Origin of the sequence: Rhodococcus sp. IEGM 1341, assembly GCF_030056895.1 — a bacterium.
Classification (GTDB): domain Bacteria; phylum Actinomycetota; class Actinomycetes; order Mycobacteriales; family Mycobacteriaceae; genus Rhodococcoides.
The window spans coordinates 95,228-112,217 of record NZ_JASHKV010000010.1; the positions used below are offsets into that span (position 1 = coordinate 95,228).

The 16,990-nt window shown below is 64.4% G+C and carries 20 protein-coding genes; 8 read left to right on the forward strand and 12 right to left on the reverse strand.

All coding sequences use genetic code 11. The annotated features are described in order from the left end of the window. Positions 1 to 7 precede the first annotated feature (7 nt). Complete coding sequence (locus QM615_RS19440) at positions 8 to 586, forward strand: hypothetical protein (RefSeq protein ID WP_269595105.1); 579 nt, start codon at positions 8 to 10, stop codon at positions 584 to 586. Here the strand turns inward: QM615_RS19440 and QM615_RS19445 are convergent. Continuing rightward, entirely contained in the window at positions 583 to 1,716 is a 1,134-nt protein-coding gene (locus QM615_RS19445) for a DUF4873 domain-containing protein (protein WP_283347792.1), read from the reverse strand. The two genes, QM615_RS19440 and QM615_RS19445, sit on opposite strands and share 4 nt — an antisense overlap. Continuing rightward, positions 1,713 to 2,495 carry a TetR/AcrR family transcriptional regulator gene (locus tag QM615_RS19450; RefSeq protein ID WP_262498441.1) on the reverse strand — a complete coding sequence of 261 codons (783 nt, stop codon included), beginning with the start codon at positions 2,493 to 2,495 and terminating at the stop codon, positions 1,713 to 1,715. The genes QM615_RS19445 and QM615_RS19450 overlap by 4 nt, the downstream gene beginning before the upstream one ends. A 165-nt stretch (positions 2,496 to 2,660) precedes the next feature. On the opposite strand from QM615_RS19450, the gene QM615_RS19455 reads away from it, so the two are divergent. From QM615_RS19455 to QM615_RS19465, 3 genes are all read left to right on the forward strand, one after another. After that, entirely contained in the window at positions 2,661 to 3,593 is a 933-nt protein-coding gene (locus QM615_RS19455) for an AurF N-oxygenase family protein (protein WP_149406727.1), read from the forward strand. Next, the gene (locus QM615_RS19460) at positions 3,590 to 4,453 is read left to right on the forward strand and encodes a diiron oxygenase (RefSeq protein WP_149406610.1); all 864 of its coding nucleotides are present in this window, start codon (positions 3,590 to 3,592) and stop codon (positions 4,451 to 4,453) included. The genes QM615_RS19455 and QM615_RS19460 overlap by 4 nt, the downstream gene beginning before the upstream one ends. Positions 4,454 to 4,556: 103 nt before the next feature. Continuing rightward, the gene (locus QM615_RS19465) at positions 4,557 to 5,402 is read left to right on the forward strand and encodes an SDR family NAD(P)-dependent oxidoreductase (RefSeq protein ID WP_149406611.1); all 846 of its coding nucleotides are present in this window, start codon (positions 4,557 to 4,559) and stop codon (positions 5,400 to 5,402) included. Between the two features lie 46 nt (positions 5,403 to 5,448). On the opposite strand, the gene QM615_RS19470 is transcribed toward QM615_RS19465, so the two are convergent. Further along, positions 5,449 to 6,213, reverse strand: coding sequence for a class I SAM-dependent methyltransferase (locus tag QM615_RS19470; protein WP_262498443.1), 765 nt, complete (start codon positions 6,211 to 6,213; stop codon positions 5,449 to 5,451). After that, on the reverse strand, positions 6,210 to 6,770 hold the full coding sequence (locus QM615_RS19475; RefSeq protein ID WP_149406612.1) for a carboxymuconolactone decarboxylase family protein: 561 nt from the start codon (positions 6,768 to 6,770) through the stop codon (positions 6,210 to 6,212). The genes QM615_RS19470 and QM615_RS19475 overlap by 4 nt, the downstream gene beginning before the upstream one ends. Positions 6,771 to 6,861: 91 nt before the next feature. On the opposite strand from QM615_RS19475, the gene QM615_RS19480 reads away from it, so the two are divergent. After that, complete coding sequence (locus QM615_RS19480) at positions 6,862 to 7,791, forward strand: ABC transporter substrate-binding protein (RefSeq protein ID WP_149406613.1); 930 nt, start codon at positions 6,862 to 6,864, stop codon at positions 7,789 to 7,791. 4 nt (positions 7,792 to 7,795) lie between these two features. Here the strand turns inward: QM615_RS19480 and QM615_RS19485 are convergent, their stop codons facing one another. The 6 genes from QM615_RS19485 to urtA all read right to left on the reverse strand — a co-directional run bounded on the left by QM615_RS19485 (position 7,796) and on the right by urtA (position 13,328). Beyond that, positions 7,796 to 8,464 carry a GntR family transcriptional regulator gene (locus tag QM615_RS19485; protein ID WP_149406614.1) on the reverse strand — a complete coding sequence of 223 codons (669 nt, stop codon included), beginning with the start codon at positions 8,462 to 8,464 and terminating at the stop codon, positions 7,796 to 7,798. A gap of 11 nt (positions 8,465 to 8,475) precedes the next feature. Next, entirely contained in the window at positions 8,476 to 9,168 is a 693-nt protein-coding gene (gene urtE, locus QM615_RS19490) for an urea ABC transporter ATP-binding subunit UrtE (RefSeq protein WP_149406615.1), read from the reverse strand. Then, positions 9,161 to 9,991 carry an urea ABC transporter ATP-binding protein UrtD gene (gene urtD, locus QM615_RS19495; protein WP_094613984.1) on the reverse strand — a complete coding sequence of 277 codons (831 nt, stop codon included), beginning with the start codon at positions 9,989 to 9,991 and terminating at the stop codon, positions 9,161 to 9,163. Before urtD ends, urtE begins: the two co-directional genes overlap by 8 nt. Next, on the reverse strand, positions 9,988 to 11,079 hold the full coding sequence (gene urtC, locus QM615_RS19500; RefSeq protein ID WP_094687888.1) for an urea ABC transporter permease subunit UrtC: 1,092 nt from the start codon (positions 11,077 to 11,079) through the stop codon (positions 9,988 to 9,990). Before urtC ends, urtD begins: the two co-directional genes overlap by 4 nt. Beyond that, entirely contained in the window at positions 11,076 to 11,960 is an 885-nt protein-coding gene (gene urtB / locus QM615_RS19505; RefSeq protein WP_037186827.1) for an urea ABC transporter permease subunit UrtB, read from the reverse strand. Before urtB ends, urtC begins: the two co-directional genes overlap by 4 nt. A gap of 90 nt (positions 11,961 to 12,050) precedes the next feature. Further along, positions 12,051 to 13,328, reverse strand: coding sequence for an urea ABC transporter substrate-binding protein (gene urtA, locus QM615_RS19510; protein WP_149406616.1), 1,278 nt, complete (start codon positions 13,326 to 13,328; stop codon positions 12,051 to 12,053). Between the two features lie 181 nt (positions 13,329 to 13,509). Between urtA and QM615_RS19515 the strand changes: the two genes are divergently transcribed. The 3 genes from QM615_RS19515 to QM615_RS19525 all read left to right on the forward strand — a co-directional run bounded on the left by QM615_RS19515 (position 13,510) and on the right by QM615_RS19525 (position 14,897). Next, positions 13,510 to 13,722, forward strand: a complete 213-nt coding sequence (locus QM615_RS19515) for a helix-turn-helix transcriptional regulator (RefSeq protein WP_068046235.1) — start codon at positions 13,510 to 13,512, stop codon at positions 13,720 to 13,722. Further along, the gene (locus QM615_RS19520) at positions 13,719 to 14,237 is read left to right on the forward strand and encodes a hypothetical protein (protein ID WP_149406617.1); all 519 of its coding nucleotides are present in this window, start codon (positions 13,719 to 13,721) and stop codon (positions 14,235 to 14,237) included. Before QM615_RS19515 ends, QM615_RS19520 begins: the two co-directional genes overlap by 4 nt. A 225-nt stretch (positions 14,238 to 14,462) precedes the next feature. After that, positions 14,463 to 14,897 carry a hypothetical protein gene (locus QM615_RS19525; protein WP_068046230.1) on the forward strand — a complete coding sequence of 145 codons (435 nt, stop codon included), beginning with the start codon at positions 14,463 to 14,465 and terminating at the stop codon, positions 14,895 to 14,897. Positions 14,898 to 14,908: 11 nt separating this feature from the next. On the opposite strand, the gene QM615_RS19530 is transcribed toward QM615_RS19525, so the two are convergent. Both QM615_RS19530 and QM615_RS19535 read right to left on the reverse strand, forming a co-directional pair. Beyond that, the gene (locus QM615_RS19530) at positions 14,909 to 15,955 is read right to left on the reverse strand and encodes an agmatine deiminase family protein (protein ID WP_188078702.1); all 1,047 of its coding nucleotides are present in this window, start codon (positions 15,953 to 15,955) and stop codon (positions 14,909 to 14,911) included. After that, positions 15,952 to 16,938: a nitrilase-related carbon-nitrogen hydrolase gene (locus tag QM615_RS19535; RefSeq protein WP_149406618.1), complete on the reverse strand. Its 987-nt coding sequence runs from the start codon at positions 16,936 to 16,938 to the stop codon at positions 15,952 to 15,954. Before QM615_RS19535 ends, QM615_RS19530 begins: the two co-directional genes overlap by 4 nt. Positions 16,939 to 16,990: the final 52 nt, after the last annotated feature.

Below are 16,990 nucleotides of genomic sequence, written 5' to 3' on the forward strand. Positions count from 1 at the left end.
CCCCCTCATGGTCGAAGTAGATGCATCCGAAAAGAAGACAGAAGCAGTGCCCGAGGACAAGACAGCGACCGCGCCCGAGAACTCGACGCGGCGACGCCGAATCCGGTGGTCCGTCGTGGGTGCGGCCGTACCGGGGGCAGTGCTGGCGGTGGTGTTCGGTGTGCTGTGGCATTCTGCGGCAGGCGATCTGGCAGCCGAACGTGCACACGAGCAGGACCGGCAGATGGCGCTGAACACGGCCACCGAGTACACCGCACGGTCGTTGACGTACGACTACCGCAACCTCGACGCCTTCTTCGAAGGAGTCGACCAAGGGGCGTCGCAGTCACTGCAGGACAGGTACGACGGTGTCCGGGAAGCACTCACCGCGATCATGAACGAGTCCCAGGTGGTGGCGACCGGTGAGGTCCTCTCGGCGGCAATCGATTCCGAATCCGGTGGAGAGTACAAGGTGGCGGTGTTCGCGCAGCAGACGACACAGAACGTACAGCAGCCCGACCCCGGCAACGTTCCGAATCTCCTGCTGGTGACGGTCACCGACCAGGACGGTCAGTGGATCGTCAGCGACTACGGTCCCAAGACCTAGATTCTCTCCGTTGCGCGGGCATTGGTAGCGCTGACGAACTGCGCGAGGCCGCGTACCTCCTGCTTGATCTCGGTCATGCCGCCGGCCGAGAAGATCGACGTGAACTGGTCCTTCTCGAACATGCGCACGCCGAGACGCCCCGATACGGCACCGAGCACCGACTTGACCGGGGCGGCGCTGCGGCCGCAGCTGGTCATGATCGCGATGCGGCCGCCCGGTCGCAGAACACGGACGAGTTCCTCGACCACGTCGAGCGGTTGCGGGATCAGATACAGTGCGGCAAAGCAACATACGGCGTCGAACGTGTTGTCTGCGAACGGCAGCGTTCGTGCGTCTCCCCGCACGTAGGCGGCATGAGGCCCGCGGTTGTCTCGAACGGCGCGGCGGATCATCTGTTCGGAAATGTCGAACCCGACGGCGACGCCCTCTCCGCTGAGGTGGTTCGAGAGGTATTTGGTGAAATTCCCGGGCCCGGAGGCCACGTCCAGCACTCTCATGTCTCCGGACAGTCGCAGGTCCGCCGCGGCCTTGGCGCGTTCGGCGGACATCGAGATGCCGCCGACCCCCATCATCGCGACACCGGCGGGCCGCCACAGCTTTTCGTAGATGGACGCGACCACCGGGTTGTTCATGGCGCGACTCGCGGCAGTCGGCGAGGGTGCGGGCGTGCCGCCCAGCAGCTCCACGTAGCCGCCGGTCGTGTCGGCGGTGCCGCGCAACTCGGCAGGTTCGATCAGCGCCAGAGCGCGTTGCAGAGCCAGGAATTCGGGAGAGGGCGCACCCGCATCGATGGCACCGACGTCGCTGTCCCGGTCGGTCTCGGGCTCGACGGGATACGGCGGCATTCCTGTGCCCTGCAGGCGATATCGGCCCCAGAAGTCCACGTCGCTCACCAGTACCGCCGCCTCGCCGCTGTCGGTGCTGAGCCGGCCCTTGCGGCTGCTGCCTGCAGCGTCCATGAACTCTCGCAGCTCTTCGTGCGGCCGGACGCGGCCGTACCAACGAAAGATGCCGTCGATGGGTTGAGAGTGCCCGCGTAGATCGATCTGCACCTCGAACTCGGCTGCTGGGGTGTCGAACGCCAGCACTGCCGGGCCTCGGTAGTCGGGCTTTCCGGAAAGATCGCTCACAGGTTGTCGTTTCCTTCCTCGCGAACGAACGCAACGTGCAGGGGTCGATCGGATCGGATGTCGATGCCGGTGAGTGCACACGAGGACTCGACGAGACCGCGCACGATGGCGGCCAGATGTGTGGTGAACGCGTCGATGGACATGGCGGGCCGATGGTCGTCCGAACCTCCGAGCCACCAGTCCGTCGCAGTCGCCACGGCACCGAACGTCGAGTACGCGATCATCTCCACCGTCGCGGTGTCGACGCCCGGTCCTCGGACGGCGTCGGCCAGAGCTCGCGCCACGCTGTCGGATGCGGCACGCGCGGACTCCAACGCCGGGTCCGACGACGACGCCTCCGACTTTCGGCCGCTCGTGCGGGCCAGAAAGTGGCCGTGGACGAGGAAGCGAAACAGGTTGGGGTGGTCTGCGACCACCGAGGCATAGCCGGCGGCACTGCGATCGATGAGCTCGGTGACCGAATCCTCGAGCAGGTCCACCGTGCTCATGATGGTCTCCCACAGCATTGTCTGGACATGCTCGACTATTGCGGCGTAGAGATCGGACCGGTCGGCGAAATGCCGATACAGCTTGGGCTTGGCGGTGCCCGCAGCCTTCGCGATGTCGCCCATGCTGACGTTCGGACCGTGCTCGTCGATGGCGACCAGAGCGGCGGCGACGAACTCTCGTCGCACCGCGAGCCGGTGCTCACGCCAGCGTTCGGTGCGCGCATCGATCTTCTTGCACGGTGTCGAGCGCCGCCCATTCTCGGGGTTGACACGTCCGGTGACTTGAACCACACTTCGTACATTACCTACTACCGCCGGTACTGGCTACCGTGAGTTTCGGATAGATGTGGTCTCGGGGGAGTCGTCGATCGCGAGGGGGGATCGGTTGTGAAGCGTGCACTGTTCGGTGACGGAGTGGATGGCTCGGGGTCTGCGGCGGCAAGGCCGTCGACCAGGTTGGCGACCGAGGACTTGTCTGCGGCGGGGGCGCGGACGGTGGGACCACGGGACAAGACCGCGAGTCGGCTGCTGAAGTCGACTGCCAACAAGTTCTACGACGCCGAAGTAGACATCGACTGGGATTCTCCGGTGGTCGAAGGCCTTCGATGGATGCCAGAGCACCGCATCTCGCTCTACCGAACCAGGTTGTGGGACAAGCTGACCGAAGAGCAGCGTCGCGAACTGGGCCGGCACGAGATCGTCAGCATTCTCTCGTTCGGGATCTACGCCGAAGGGATGCTCAGTACGAACCTGCTGCGAGTTTTCGGCAGAGGCACGTTCTCCGATCATTCGTTGTATTCGATAGCCGAGATCGGCGAGGAATCCCGCCATTCGATCATGTTCGGGAAGCTGATCGAGAAGACCGGGCTGACTCCGTATCTGATGCCCAAACCCGCCCTGCTCATGGGCAAGTTGGGGCAATTTCTGCCGCTGGGACCGGCAACCTACGGTGGAGTGCTGCTCATCGAAGAGGTGCTCGATCGGGCGCAGCGGGAAGCCCAGAACGATCCCGAGATGCAGCCGCACCTACGCCAGATGATGCGAATCCACGTCATCGAAGAATCACGTCACATCACTTACGCGCGTGAGGAAATGGTGCGCGCGATGAACGCGACGAACCGGGTGAACCGTGCCGTCCACCGCGTCATCCTCGCGACGATCGCCAATTTCACGTACTTGGCCCTGATCAACCCCAAGGTGTACAGATCCGTCGGTATCAACCCGATTCGCGGAATCGTCACCGCGATGGCCAGCCCCACCTACAAGACCAACATGCAGTTCTTCTCCGAGCCCATGATCCGCTTCTTCGCCGACGCCGGAATGTGCGACGGTGTCGTCACCCGTCGACTGTGGAAGATGACCCGCGCCATGCCGGACGATCTGGCATGAGTCCGAGATCGTCGGCGGTGCAGTACGATCCCCATGTCGATATCGACTGGGAATCCCCCTGGCAGAGTGAGGATTTCGCACTTCCTCCCGATTCGGTGACGTTGCACGGCACTCGGCTGTGGGCCAGGCTGGCCCAGCAGGACAAGCGCACCCTGGCCCTGCACGAGGCGGTGAGCAGATGGAGCACGGTGGCGTACCTGACGGCGATGCTGACCGGTAACCAACTCAGACGGGCAGCGGAGGAGGGGCTCAACAGCGCTGCGTCTCGCAATGCATTCGACGAGGTCGCGGGCAGTTCACGAACCACGATCACTTTCGGACGGCTGGTGCGCGCCACGGACGTGGCACCCTACAAGCCGCCACGGGGCACGACCACTGCCGTCAAACTGTTGGTCTTCCTGCCGCTCGGTGCGGCGTCGCACGCATCCACCCTGCTGGTCGAGGAGACCTTCTCCCGGTCGATGGCCGCTGCGGTGACGGATCCCGGCATCGAACCCCACGTTCGGCAGGCCGTGAAGATCCACCGGCTCGAGAGTGCGGACCGTTTTGCCTTCGCCCGCTCGGAAGTGGTTGCAGCTCAGAGCAAGTCGAATGCAGTGGCGCGCGCGTACAACCGCGTCCTCCTGGCCGTCCTGGCCAACGTGATTCTCCGTCTCGGTGTGTCGTTCGAGGTGTACCGCTCCATCGGCATCGGCCCCGTTCGGGGCGCGTTCGCGTCGCGGCGTCGACGAGCGGAGATCCGACGACGGGATTCCGCGAACACCGTCGCCTTCCTGCAGTCGGCCGGCATGCTCGACGGCACCGTCACCGCGGCGCTGTGGAGGCTGACCGGAGTCGTGCCGCCGAACGATCGGCGATGAGGAGTCACTGGCTCAGCACGGAGAAGTTCGACCCGGCCGACAATCAATCCCTGCTCCCGACCGGAGCCGGTACCGACAAGCAGAACGCGGAAGAAGTGCGGACATGAAAAATTTCGAGAACAAGGTAGCCGTCGTATCCGGTGCAGGTTCGGGGATCGGTCGGGCGCTCGCGCTGAATCTGGCGAACCGTGGAGCACAGCTCGCGCTGTCCGATATCGACGGAGAAGGACTGGGCGAGACCGTGGTCCTGTGCGAGAAGATCGGGGCGAGGACGGTGCCGTACCGGCTGGACGTATCGGACCGGGCTGCGGTGTACTCGCATGCCGACGCCGTCATCGCAGATTTCGGTCGGGTCAACTTCGTCGCCAACAATGCGGGCGTCGCGCTGGGTGCCGATGTGGTGGACATGATCTGGGACGATTTCGAGTGGGTCATGAACATCGACTTCTGGGGGGTGGCCAACGGCACCAAAGCTTTTCTGCCGGCGTTGATCGATTCCGGTGACGGCCACCTCGTCAACGTCTCGAGCGTGTTCGGCCTGATGGGTATTCCCGGCCAGAGCGCGTACAACTCGGCGAAGTTCGCCGTTCGAGGCTTCACCGAGGCGTTGCGTCAGGAGATGAAGGTCGCCCGACATCCCGTCGGAGTGACGTGCGTTCACCCGGGCGGCATCAAGACCAACATCGTGGCCAACGCCCGCGGAATGGACGATCTCGGCACCCCGGACGAGGCCTCGCGCCGCTTCCAACAAATCGCGCTGACCACCCCGACGCGAGCAGCCAAGGTGATACTCGCAGGAGTCGAGCGAAACAAGCCCCGGGTGCTGATCGGCCCCGATGCCCGTGTGTTCGACGCGATTCCGCGCGTCTTCGGTCCGCGGTACCAGGACTTGCTCGCACCTCTCAATCGCCTCGGGGCGGCAGCCGGCAAGAAGGCCGCGAGAACATGACCCCACCGGCCGGCTGAACCGGGGCCGTCCGGTTCGTCTCTGCCCGTTACTGTTTCGTGGCACTGACGAACTGGGCCAGCCCCCGGACGTCCTGCTGGACCTCGGTCAGTCCCGACGCCTCGAACACGTCGACGAACAGGTTCTTCGGGAACATCCTGACACCGGCCAGGCCGGTTCCGAAGCCGACGACGGTACCCAGCGGTGCCGGGCGAGGCTCGCAGCTGGTCATGATCGCGATGCGTCCACCCGGGCGCACGACGCGAATCAGCTCGTCCAGCACCGTCATCGGCTGCGGAACGAGATACAGGGCGGCGTAGCAGCACACGGCGTCGAACGCGCCGTCGGCATAGGGCAGTCGGGCGGCATCTCCTCGCACATACGCTGCGCGGGGGCCACGGTTGTCTCGCACGGCGCGGGCGATCATCGCCTCGGAGATGTCGAACCCGACGGCGAGCCCGTCACCGGTGAGAGCCTCCGAGAGGAACCTGGTGAAGTTGCCCGGCCCGCATGCGACATCGAGTACCCGTTGCGGGCCGTTCAATCGAAGGTCGGCAACGGCTTTCGCGCGCTCTTCCGACATGGACATGCCGGCGACGCCCATCATCGATACACCGAACGGGCGCCACACCTTCTCGTAGATCGCCGCCACCACGCGGTTGTTCATCGCGATGCTGGCCGGCGACGGATTCGGTGCGGGCACGTTCGGCAAGAGTTCGACGTACCCGCCGTCGGTGCGCGCCAGCCCCCGCAGCACCTCGGGCTCGATCATCTCGAGTGCGCGGTGCAATGCGGTCTCGGCAGAGTCGATCATGGTCGCGGAGGCCGGTCGCCGTAGTCCCGCTCCACTCGCAGAACGCCGAGAGTGGTTGCCAGGCCGTCGTATTGAGTGACCAGCAGGACGAATTCGATGAGTCGTCGTTCGTCGAACTGGGTGGCGAGTCGGTTCCAGGTCGCGTCGGAGAGAATTTTGGTGGCGATGAGTTCGTCGACCGCAGCGAGGATGGTCCGATACCGCGTCGAGAGTCCCGGTGCGTCCGGTCCGGTCTTGATCAGCTCGAGCAGATCGCGGTCGATGCCCGCCCGCTTGCCCAGCCGGATGTGATGGTCCATCTCGTAGGCGGAATCGCGCAGGTGCGCCACGCGCAGGATCACCATTTCGGTTTCCTTGCGTGAGATCTTCCCGCCGGGCATCAGGTGGCCGCTGTAGAACAGCCATGCCCGATACAGCCCACCGGTGCGCCCGAGGGTGGTGAACAAGTGAGGATTGGGCACCCCCGCACCCTTGGCGATCACCTTGCAGATGACCCAGTTGATGGGCCCGAGGGTTCTGGCGGTACCGGACGGAATGCGTGGTGTGGTCACAGCCACACCGTACCGATTGCCCGGCCGGACGTCACCGGGTCGTAAAAGGCTAGGCTACCCTTCTTGTCATTCGGCACAACTTTTCCTCGGAGGACCCTTGACGAAGTCCCAGGCCCGCATCACGGCCCTCGCGCTCACCATCGCCGCCCTCGGAGTGACTGCGACGGCGTGCTCGTCCACCGACGCTGCCCCCGACAGCGCAGGCAGCGCCACGAGATCGATCGAGACCGTCCGGGGAACGGTCGAGGTTCCCGAGACCCCGCTGCGCATCGTCACCCTCGAGCCGGTCGAGCTCGACACCACCGTCGCCCTCGGCGTAATGCCCGTCGGCACCGCCGTGCTCAGCGAGACGAGCGGCGTGCCGTCGTACCTCGGTACCGAAGCGGCGAACATCGCGACCGTCGGTACGGTTGCCGAACCGACCATCGAGGACATCGCGGCCCTGCAACCAGATCTGATCCTGGGCACGGAGACTCGACACGCCGAGTACTACGACCAACTCGCCGCCATTGCACCGACGGTGTTCATGGCATCCCAGTCCGATCCGTGGCGCGAGAACGTCAGGTTCGTCGGGCGCACTCTCGGCAAGGAGAACGACGCCGAGGAACTGCTCACCGACTACGACGACCGGTGTGTGGAGATCTCCGAGGAATTCGACACTGCCGGGCAGACGGCACAACTGATCAGGCCGCGCAACGGTGAGCTGACCCTGTACGGGCCGTCGTCGTTCGCCGGGAGCACCCTCGAATGTGCCGGCTTCACCACTCCGCCGCGGCCGGAATGGGCGGACGAGATCTCTGTCGACATCTCGCCGGAGCTGGCGGCTCAGGCGGCAGCGGATCTGATCGTCGTCACCGCCACCGACCCGTCGGACCCCGCGGCAATTCCGGCGTCGATCACCGCCAACGCCTCGATCCTGCCGAACCCACACGCGGTGGACATGTCGTACTGGATCACCGGGGTCGGGCCCATGGGTGGGCAGACCGTGCTCGACGACATCGATCGGATTCTCTCGGGTCGCGGCTGACGCATCAGATCCGGACCGCGCCAGCCAGCGCCGCCGCCTGCTGCGCCCGCGCGACCACTCGATCGCGTGATGAATCGATATGGGCGAGTAGCAGTTCCAGTGCCGAGTCCAGGGTCCCGGCGAGCACGCGTTCGACGATGTCGATGTGTTGATCGATGGCCGAGACCACGGCTGCGGCGTCGAGTCCGCCGAGTATCCGAACCGGACGTACCTTGGCGTTCACGGTGCACAGCGCCTCGGTCAGAGCCGGATTACCCGACGCGGCCAGCAAGGTGACGTGGAAGTTCTCGTCCAGGGACACCAGATCGTCGGTGGTGCCGGGAGGGTCGTCCCGCAAACCGTTCCAGGTGTCCAACAGGTTCGACAGCGACGCCCGGTCGACGGACTGGGATGTCGAGCGCGTGATGCCGCGAGCCTCGAGAGTGGAGCGGAGCTCGTACAGATCGGGCAGGTCGCTCAGTCGCGGACGATAGGCGTGCAGCCCGGCGTCGTCGCGAGTGACGAGACCATCGGCCTGCAATCTGGCCAAGGCCTCACGCACCGGAGTGCGCGAGACACCGTACAGCTCGGCGAGACGCTCCTCGCCGAGCCGTTCGGTGGAACTGATGGCACCGGAGATCAGATCCCGGCGCAGTGACGAATAGACCTTCTCGCGAAGGTCCCTGCGCGGCACGATGTTTCCGGTCAGATCGCCATGGCTGCGCGGACGTCGGCCTCGGACTCGGCTCCGCCCACGCCGGTGGACGTGATGCGGCCGGCCTCGAGGATGTAATAGTTCTGCGCCGACTCCAGAGCGAAGCCGATGTGCTGCTCCACCAACAACACTCCGAGACCGCCGCGTCGAGTCAGTTCGATGACGGTGCGTTCGATCTCGGCAACCACCGACGGCTGGATACCCTCGGTGGGCTCGTCCAGGATCAACATTCGCGGTTCGGTGATCAGGGCCCTCGCGATCGCCAGCTGCTGGCGCTGACCGCCCGAGAGCAATCCCGCTCTACGACCGAGCAATTCCTTCAAAGCCGGAAACAGATCGAGTGCCTCGTCGATCAGCGTCTTGCCGCGCTTGCGGCCGTCGGCGACCACCTGCAGATTCTCGGCCGTCGTCAGCTGGCCGAACGACTGCTGGCCCTGCGGCACATAGGCGAGCCCGCGGGCGACGCGGGCGCTGGGGCGCAACGCGCTCACGTCCTCGCCGTCGAACATGACCTTGCCGGAATTGACCTTGAGCAACCCGACCGCTGCCCGCAGCAGGGTGGTCTTGCCGGCACCGTTGTGTCCCATCACGGCGGCGACACCGTCGGCCGGAACCGTCAGCGACGCACCGTGAATGACTTCGCTGCGGCCGTAACCGGTACGCACATCGACCAGTTCAAGCATGACCGGCTCCCTCTTCTGCGATTTGATCGAGTTCCTCGCCCGCAGCCGCGGTACCGAGATAGACCTCTTGGACCTTCGGATCCGCCTGCACCTCGGCCACCGTGCCCTCGGCCAGGACCCGTCCGGCTGCCAACACCGTCACCGAGGTGGCGAACATGCGCATGAAGTCCATGTCGTGCTCGACCACCACGACCGTCCGCTCACCGCCGATGCGCTGCAGCAGCTGTCCCGTCTCTTCACGTTCCTCGTGACTCATGCCGGCGACCGGCTCGTCGAGCAGCAGCACGTCGGCGTTCTGCACCAACAGCATTCCGATCTCGAGCCACTGCTTCTGACCGTGCGCGAGAATTCCTGCCGGCTTGTCCCGCTCGGCCGTCAGGCCGATGGTCTCGAGAGCCTCCTCGATCTGCGGCAGTACCGATCCTCGACGACGCAACATCGTCAGCACGGACCGACCGGACCCGGCGGCGATGTCCAGGTTCTGCAATACCGTCAGATTTTCGAAGATGCTGGCCGTCTGGAAGGTTCGGCCGATGCCCAGGCGGGCGATCTGATGCACCTTCTTGCCGAGCAGTTCCACGCCGGATTTGGTGACCGAGCCGGTCGCCGGGACGAGGCCGGTGATGGCGTCGATCAGCGTGGTCTTGCCTGCGCCGTTGGGCCCGATGAGGAAACGCAGATCGCCCTGCATCAGCGTCAGATCGACGTTGGTGTTGGCCTTGAAGCCGTCGAAACTGACTGTCAGGTCTCGGACTTCGAGGTACTGACTCGACATGCCGGCGTTGCCGCCGAACGTGGGTTGTGGACCTTCGACGTGGATCATCGTGCGAGTTCCTTCTCTGGCTCGTCGCTCGACTCGGGTTGGGGATCGGGTTGCTTCTTGCGTTTGCGCAGCGCGAACACACCGGCGACACCCGCCGGGAAGAACCCGACGACCACCACGAACAGCAGCCCCTGCGCGTACGTCCAGCCGGACGGGAACTGCTCGGACAGCGTGGTCTGAGCCCAGGCGACACCGAGCGCGCCGAGGACCGGGCCGAGAAGGGTGGTACGACCGCCGATCGCGACACCGATGAGGAACGCGATGGACGGGACGATGCCGACGTCGTTGGGGGAGATGATGCCGACGATCGGAACGAACAGCGCGCCTGCGAGACCCGCGAAGAACGCCGCCGCCACGTAGGCCACGATCTTGACGTTGGCGGGGTCGTAGCCGAGGAACCGCACTCGCTCCTCCTGGTCGCGTACCGCCACCAACAGTTCGCCGTAGCGCGAGTACATCAGCTGGCGGGTGATGGCGACGACGACGAGGAGTACGCCTGCAGCGATGAAGAACAGCATCTGCTTGTTGGCCGGGTCGTTGAGGTTGAACCCGAAGAAGGTGCGGAACCTGTTGAGGCCGTTGGATCCACCGGTGGTCTGCTGGCCGATGAGCAGAATCGCGAACGCTGCAGCCAGTGCTTGGCTGAGGATCGCGAAGTACGCGCCCTTGACCCGACGCTTGAACACGCCGAGACCGAGTACCAGCGCCACCAGGGCCGGCACGAACAGGATGCCCAGGATCGTGGTGATGGGTGAGGTGAACGGCACCCAGTACGAGGGCAGTTCACGAATTCCGGCGATCGACATGAAGTCCGGTACGTCGTCGCCGCGGAGATCGGCGTCGGAGATCTTCAGATGCATGGCCATGATGTAGGCACCGATACCGAAGAAGACACCCTGACCGAGGGTGAGCATTCCGCCTCGGCCCCATGCCAATCCGATTCCGACGGCCACGATGGCGTAGCAGATGAACTTGCCCAGCAGGTTCAGCCGGAAGTCGCTGAGGACGGCCGGAGCGACTGCGAACAACAGAATCGCGGCGAGCGCGAATCCCAGTAGAGCGCCGCGCTTGGCGATGAACTCGCTCATACCAGGCTCCTTGTCTTGACGGCGAACAAGCCCTGCGGTCGGGCCTGCAGGAAGATCACGATGAGCACGAACACGATGACCTTGGCGATCGAGGCCGTGGTGCTGTACTCGATGAACGAGTTGAGAATTCCCAGAGCGAAGGCCGCGATGACCGCGCCCTTGATCTGGCCGAGACCGCCGACGACGACCACCAGGAAGGCGTCGATCAGATAGCTCTGTCCCACAGTGGAACTGGTGGAACCGATCAGGGTGAGTGCGACGCCGGCCACGCCGGCGAGTCCGGAGCCGAGGAAGAACGTCGAGATATCGGTCCTGCGGCTCGAGATGCCCGAGGTCTCTGCGAGATCGCGGTTCTGCACCACCGCGCGGATGCGTCGACCCATCGCGGTCTTCTTCAGCGCGATCGACAGCGCAACAACGGCGACGACCGCGAGGACGAGGATGAAGATTCTGGTCTTGGGCACCACGGCACCGAGGATGTCGACGCCGCCGGTCAGCCAACCCGGGGACACGACGTTGACCGCCGGTGCCCCGAAGATATCGCGAGCGAGCTGCTGCAGGATGAGCCCGACGCCGAACGTGACGAGCAGGGTGTCCAGTGGTCGGTGGTACATGCGCTGAATCAGCGTGACCTCCAACAACACTCCCATGGCGCCGCCGACGAGGAAGCCGACGATCAGAGAGATGAACAGTGATGCGCCGCCGGTGGAGACGATCTGCTGCACCACGTAGGCCGTGTACGAACCGGCCATGATGAACTCGCCGTGCGCCATGTTGATGACGCCCATCTGACCGAACGTCAGTGAGAGCCCGAGGGCGGCGAGCAAGAGAATGGATCCGATCGACAGGCCGGTGAACAACTGTCCGATCACGACGTCCATAGGGGAGCTCCTTCGGTGGTGCCTACGGCAGTGGTGCGGTTAGGTGCCCCAGAGGGCGCTCAACCGCACCACTGCCGCAGGCACTCTCGGTCAGTTGAGGTCGGAGGCCCAGTCGTAGGTCTCGAGGAACGGGTCGGGTGCAATGGGCTCGGGGGACTCCCACACCGTGTAGATCAGTCCGTCGGCGCGGATCTCACCGATGCGGGCGGTCTTGGAGATGTGGTGGTTGTCGCCGTCGATGACGACCTCGCCTTCGGGAGCGGCGAAGCTGACTCCGTCGGCCGCGGCCTGAACGTCCGCCACGGCAAAGGAATCGGCCTTCTCGACGGTGTTCTTCCACAGGTAGACCGAGGTGTACGCGGCTTCCATGGGGTCCGAGGTGGGCTTGTCGGCACCGTACTTCGCCTTGTAGTCGGCGACGAACTTGGTGTTCTCGGGGCTGTCGACGGTCTGGTAGTAGTTCCAGGCGGTCAGCTGGCCCTCGATGTTGGCCGCACCGATGCCGGCGACCTCTTCCTCGGCGATGGAGACCGAGATGACCGGCATGTCAGCAGCTTTGAGGCCGGCGTTGGTGTACTCGCGGAAGAACGCGACGTTGGAATCGCCGTTCAGGGTGTTGAACACCGCGTCCGCATCGGCCGAGCGGACCTTGTTGACGATGGTGGAGAAGTCCGTCGAGCCGAGCGGGGTGTAGTCCTCGCCCTTGATCTCGATGTCGTTCGCCGCGGCGTAGGCCTTGATCTCGCGGTTGGCGGTCTGCGGGAACACGTAGTCGCTACCGACGAGGTACAGCGACTTGACGCCCTGCTCCTTGAGATAGTCCAGCGCCGGAATGATCTGCTGGTTGGTGGTGGCTCCGGTGTAGAAGATGTTGTCCGACGCCTCGAGTCCCTCGTACTGCACGGGGTAGTAGAGGAGAGCGTCGTTGTCCTCGAACACGGGCAGCATCGCCTTGCGGCTCGACGAGGTCCATCCACCGAAAACCGCTGCGACACAGTCGCTGCTGATGAGCTTCTCGGCCTTCTCGGCGAACACCGTCGGCTCGGACGCGCCGTCCTCGGCGACGACCTCGATCTGCTTGCCGTTGACGCCGCCCGCTGCGTTGATCTGCTCGACGGCCAGTGCGATCGAATCACGCACCGTCACTTCGCTGATCGCCATGGTGCCGGACAGGGAGTTGAGCGAGCCGACCTTGATGGTGTCACCGGAGGTGTCGACACACGAGGCGGCAGAACTGCCGCCGCCGTCGGCAGAGGCGGTATCGCTCGCCTTGCTTCCGCAGGCGGTGGCAACGAGGCTCAATGCAGCCAGCGCTGCGGGAACGACCATGACGCGCTTGAAGGACATGCGCTTCGAGACAGCAGGCATCTACGGCCCTTTCGGAGGTTTTGTATACGGAGTTGTATTCGCGATTGCGAACAGTAAAGGGAAGTTATTGCGTCGGTATGTTCTGCGGTCACGAGTCTGTTTCCCGCGTTACGTGGACGTAAATGCCGCAGGATGACAACTCCTCTTGACATTTTATGACAAGCAGAGTTGACTTTCTGGCATGTCCGGAACGAACAACGTTCGCGCACATCGCAAACAGGCACGGATCACCCAGGCAGAACTCGGCAAAATCTGCGGGGTGAGCCGACAGAGCATCGTCTCCGTCGAGGGCGGCGACTATGCGCCGAGCGTCTACCTGGCACTGCGATTGGCCCGTGCACTCGATACGACGGTGGAAACACTGTTCGGAAACGAAGGAGAGGCAGAATCATGAGCGCATTCGTCAGAGCAGCCCGATTCGTCGGCGACCTCGACGACGAGTTCTACGCCGACGAACTCCAACGCGACATCTGGAACGAGGCCTCGGCCGTCGGATTCCAGTCGCTGCTGTGGATCGGATTGATCTCGGCGGCAATCCTGCCCTATGCGGCGGGCGTGACCGGAGCGTGGGTGGCGTTGGGGATTCTGCTCGCGTTGATCGTCGCGTCGACGGTAGTGCAGGGATATGCCCGATCGAGGGGCGTCGAGGTGTATTCGGCGCAGGAGTTTCGTCGCCCGCGCCTCGCGATAGCCGTCGTTCTCTACCTCGTCGGTAGTCTCGGTGCAATCGTTCGACTGTTCGACACATTCGGCGACGGCAGTCTGGCGACGTGGGTGGGTCTGGCAACCGGTGCGGCCGCAGGAGCCTGCGTGTCCATCGTGATCGTCAAGCTGAGGCAGCGTCGGGTACGCAAAGCCGAGCTCGCCGCCGAGAAGGCCGAACTACAGGGCTTCGAGGAAACGGACTGACTCTCGTGTCCTTGATCACTCGCGCCGAGTATTACAGGGCGCAAGGATACGTAAAGATATCGTTTCGAACAGTCCGCTCGCAGATCGGAGGAGCGAGAGGTATGTTCTGACCGATGACATCGAGATTCCCTGGATGTTCGCGGCTGTGGGTGGGCTGGTCGGAGGCGGGTTCGTAACGCGGACGATTGCGCCCCCGATGTAAAGAGAGGCTCGGGGTCGAGGCCGATGACGACGTGTGAAACCAATCCGTCTTCCATCGCGCCACGAAGCACCAACGAGACCACGTCGGACGTCCACCTTCTGGTGGAGCACGCTAACAGGGAAGTCGAGGCCGTGCGCAGAGACAAGAGTTACCTCAGACTCGTCGGGTCGAGCACGCCGCAGCCCACCATCGAGGCACTCGGCGGACCGAAGGCCATCACGGTCCACGTCGACAACGTCCTGCCGGGGCAGATGTGCGAAGTACTGCACAACGGGATGTTGTCGTTGAGTCAGCGCGTGATCGTGGACGAGAACGCCACCAGCATCACCATCACCACGTTCAACCTCAAGCCGGGCGAATACAACGTCTCACTGCGTCTCGACGGACGCCTGGACTGCGTGACCGAATCGCTCACCGTCACCGTCGGCGAAGAGCTCGAGGTTCGTCGCAGCTCGTAGGGCCCCACTTCTCACTCGAGATTCCTCGCCGCAGGCTGATGCTGGGTGATGCAGTGAATCCCGCCGCCTCGCTCGAACAGTGGCCTCGCATCCACGGTCACCACATCCCGGCCCGGGTACGCGTCGCGCAGGATCGCAGCCGCTTCGGCGTCGGACGGGTCGTCGTAACTGCAGGCGATCACGCCGCCGTTGACGACCAGATGATTGATGTAGCTGTAGTCGACGAAACCGTCGGCATCACGCAATGTCCGCGGAGCCGGCACCTCGACGATGTTCCAGTCCGCGCCCGAGCCGTCGTGGGCGGCCCGCAAGGTGTCGACGATCAGTGAACTGACCTCGTAGTCGGGGTGAGCCCGGTCGTGTTGCCGATGCACCAGCACTGTTCCCGGTGACGGAATGGCCGCGACGATGTCGACGTGTCCTCGGGTACCGAAACGCATGGAATCGCGCGTCAGTCCGCGCGGCAGCCAGATGACGTGCTGCGCACCGATGGTTCGTGCCAGTTCCGCTTCGATGTCGGCTTTCGACAGCCCGGGGTTGCGCCCAGGATCGAGCTGTACGGTCTCGGTGACCAGCACGGTGCCTGCGCCGTCGACCGCGATGCCGCCGCCCTCGTTGACAATCGGCGACGTGATTCGCTGCACTGCGGCGTGATTCGCAACGAACTCGCCGATACGACTGTCCTTGTCCCACTGCGCCCAGTCCTGCGCACCCCAGCCGTTGAAGACCCAGTCGACGGCCGCGACCGAACCGTCCTGTGCGTGAACGAATGTCGGACCGATGTCGCGCATCCAGGCGTCGTTCAACGGTGCTTCGACGATGTCGATGTCGCGCGAGAGGTATGTCGACGCGACGGCGCGTTCGGCCGGATCGACGACGACGGTCACCGGCTCGAACGCGGCAACAGCGTGTGCGACGGCCGCCCACGTGGAGCGGGCCTCGTGCTTGGCCGCCGGGTCGTCTCCGAGGGAGTAGCCCTCGCACGGGAACGCCATCCACACCTTGTCCTGCGGAGCGGTCTCGGACGGCATCGTGAATGTTCTTGCAGTGGTTGTCATTTGATCACCGGAGTCGCGGGATGTCCGTCACCGTACGGGGCGTCGGTGTTCACCGGCTCGGTGAGGCGGCCGTACGTGTCGGGTCTGCGTGTCAGTAGGAACGGAAAGAGCTCCAACCATTCTCGACGCTGATCGAGGTCGAGATCGGCGACGAGGACGGCTGATTCGTCTCGGGGTGCCTGAATCAGGATGCGGCCGAACGGATCGGAGATGAACGACGAGCCGTAGAAGGTGATCTCGCCTTCGTTGCCGCAGCGGTTGGGTACCACCATGAACAGGCCGTTCGAGATGCCGTGGCCGACGATGACGTGTTGCCACAGCGGTTGGGTGTCGAAGGCCGGGAACGACGGCTCGGACCCGATGGCCGTCGGATACGCGAGAATCTCTGCGCCGCCGAGCGCGTAACTGCGCGCGACCTCGGGGAACCATTCGTCCCAGCACGTGGGTAGGCCCACTCTCGCTCCACCGAGTTCCGCGGGGGAGTACACGGGATACGGGTCCTCGGCCGGACCGGCCCGGAAGTAGGTGTCCTCGTAATAGCCGGCCGAGATGGGGATGTGCAGCTTGCGGGTTCTGGCCAGCAGTTCTCCCGTCGGCGAGACCATGATGGCGCTGTTGAACCCCAATCCGTCTGCGGCTTCGGACTTCTCGTACAGCGAGGCATGGACGACGATCCCGTTCGCGGCTGCGGCCTCGGCGGCGAGAGTGAACGTTGGCCCGGTCAGCAGATCCTCGGCTTCACTGCCCGGGTTGGCTCCGGCGCGGGTGTCGGCGGGGTAGCGCAACAGGGTGATCTCGGGCAGGAAGACGACCTTCGCCCCGAGGTCCGCGGCAGCGGCGATGGCGTCGAGCAGTTCGGTCTTCAACGCTGCGGCATCGGGGTTCCAGCGATGCTGCACCAGTCCGACGCGGAGCGGCGCGCGATCGGTCGGGGTGGTGCGGGTCAGAGCCTCGGGAGCCGAGAGATTAGTGAGTGTCAGCATGCTGATCTCCTGTTAAAACGAATGTAATTCGTTAAGTATCGTGGATGTCTGC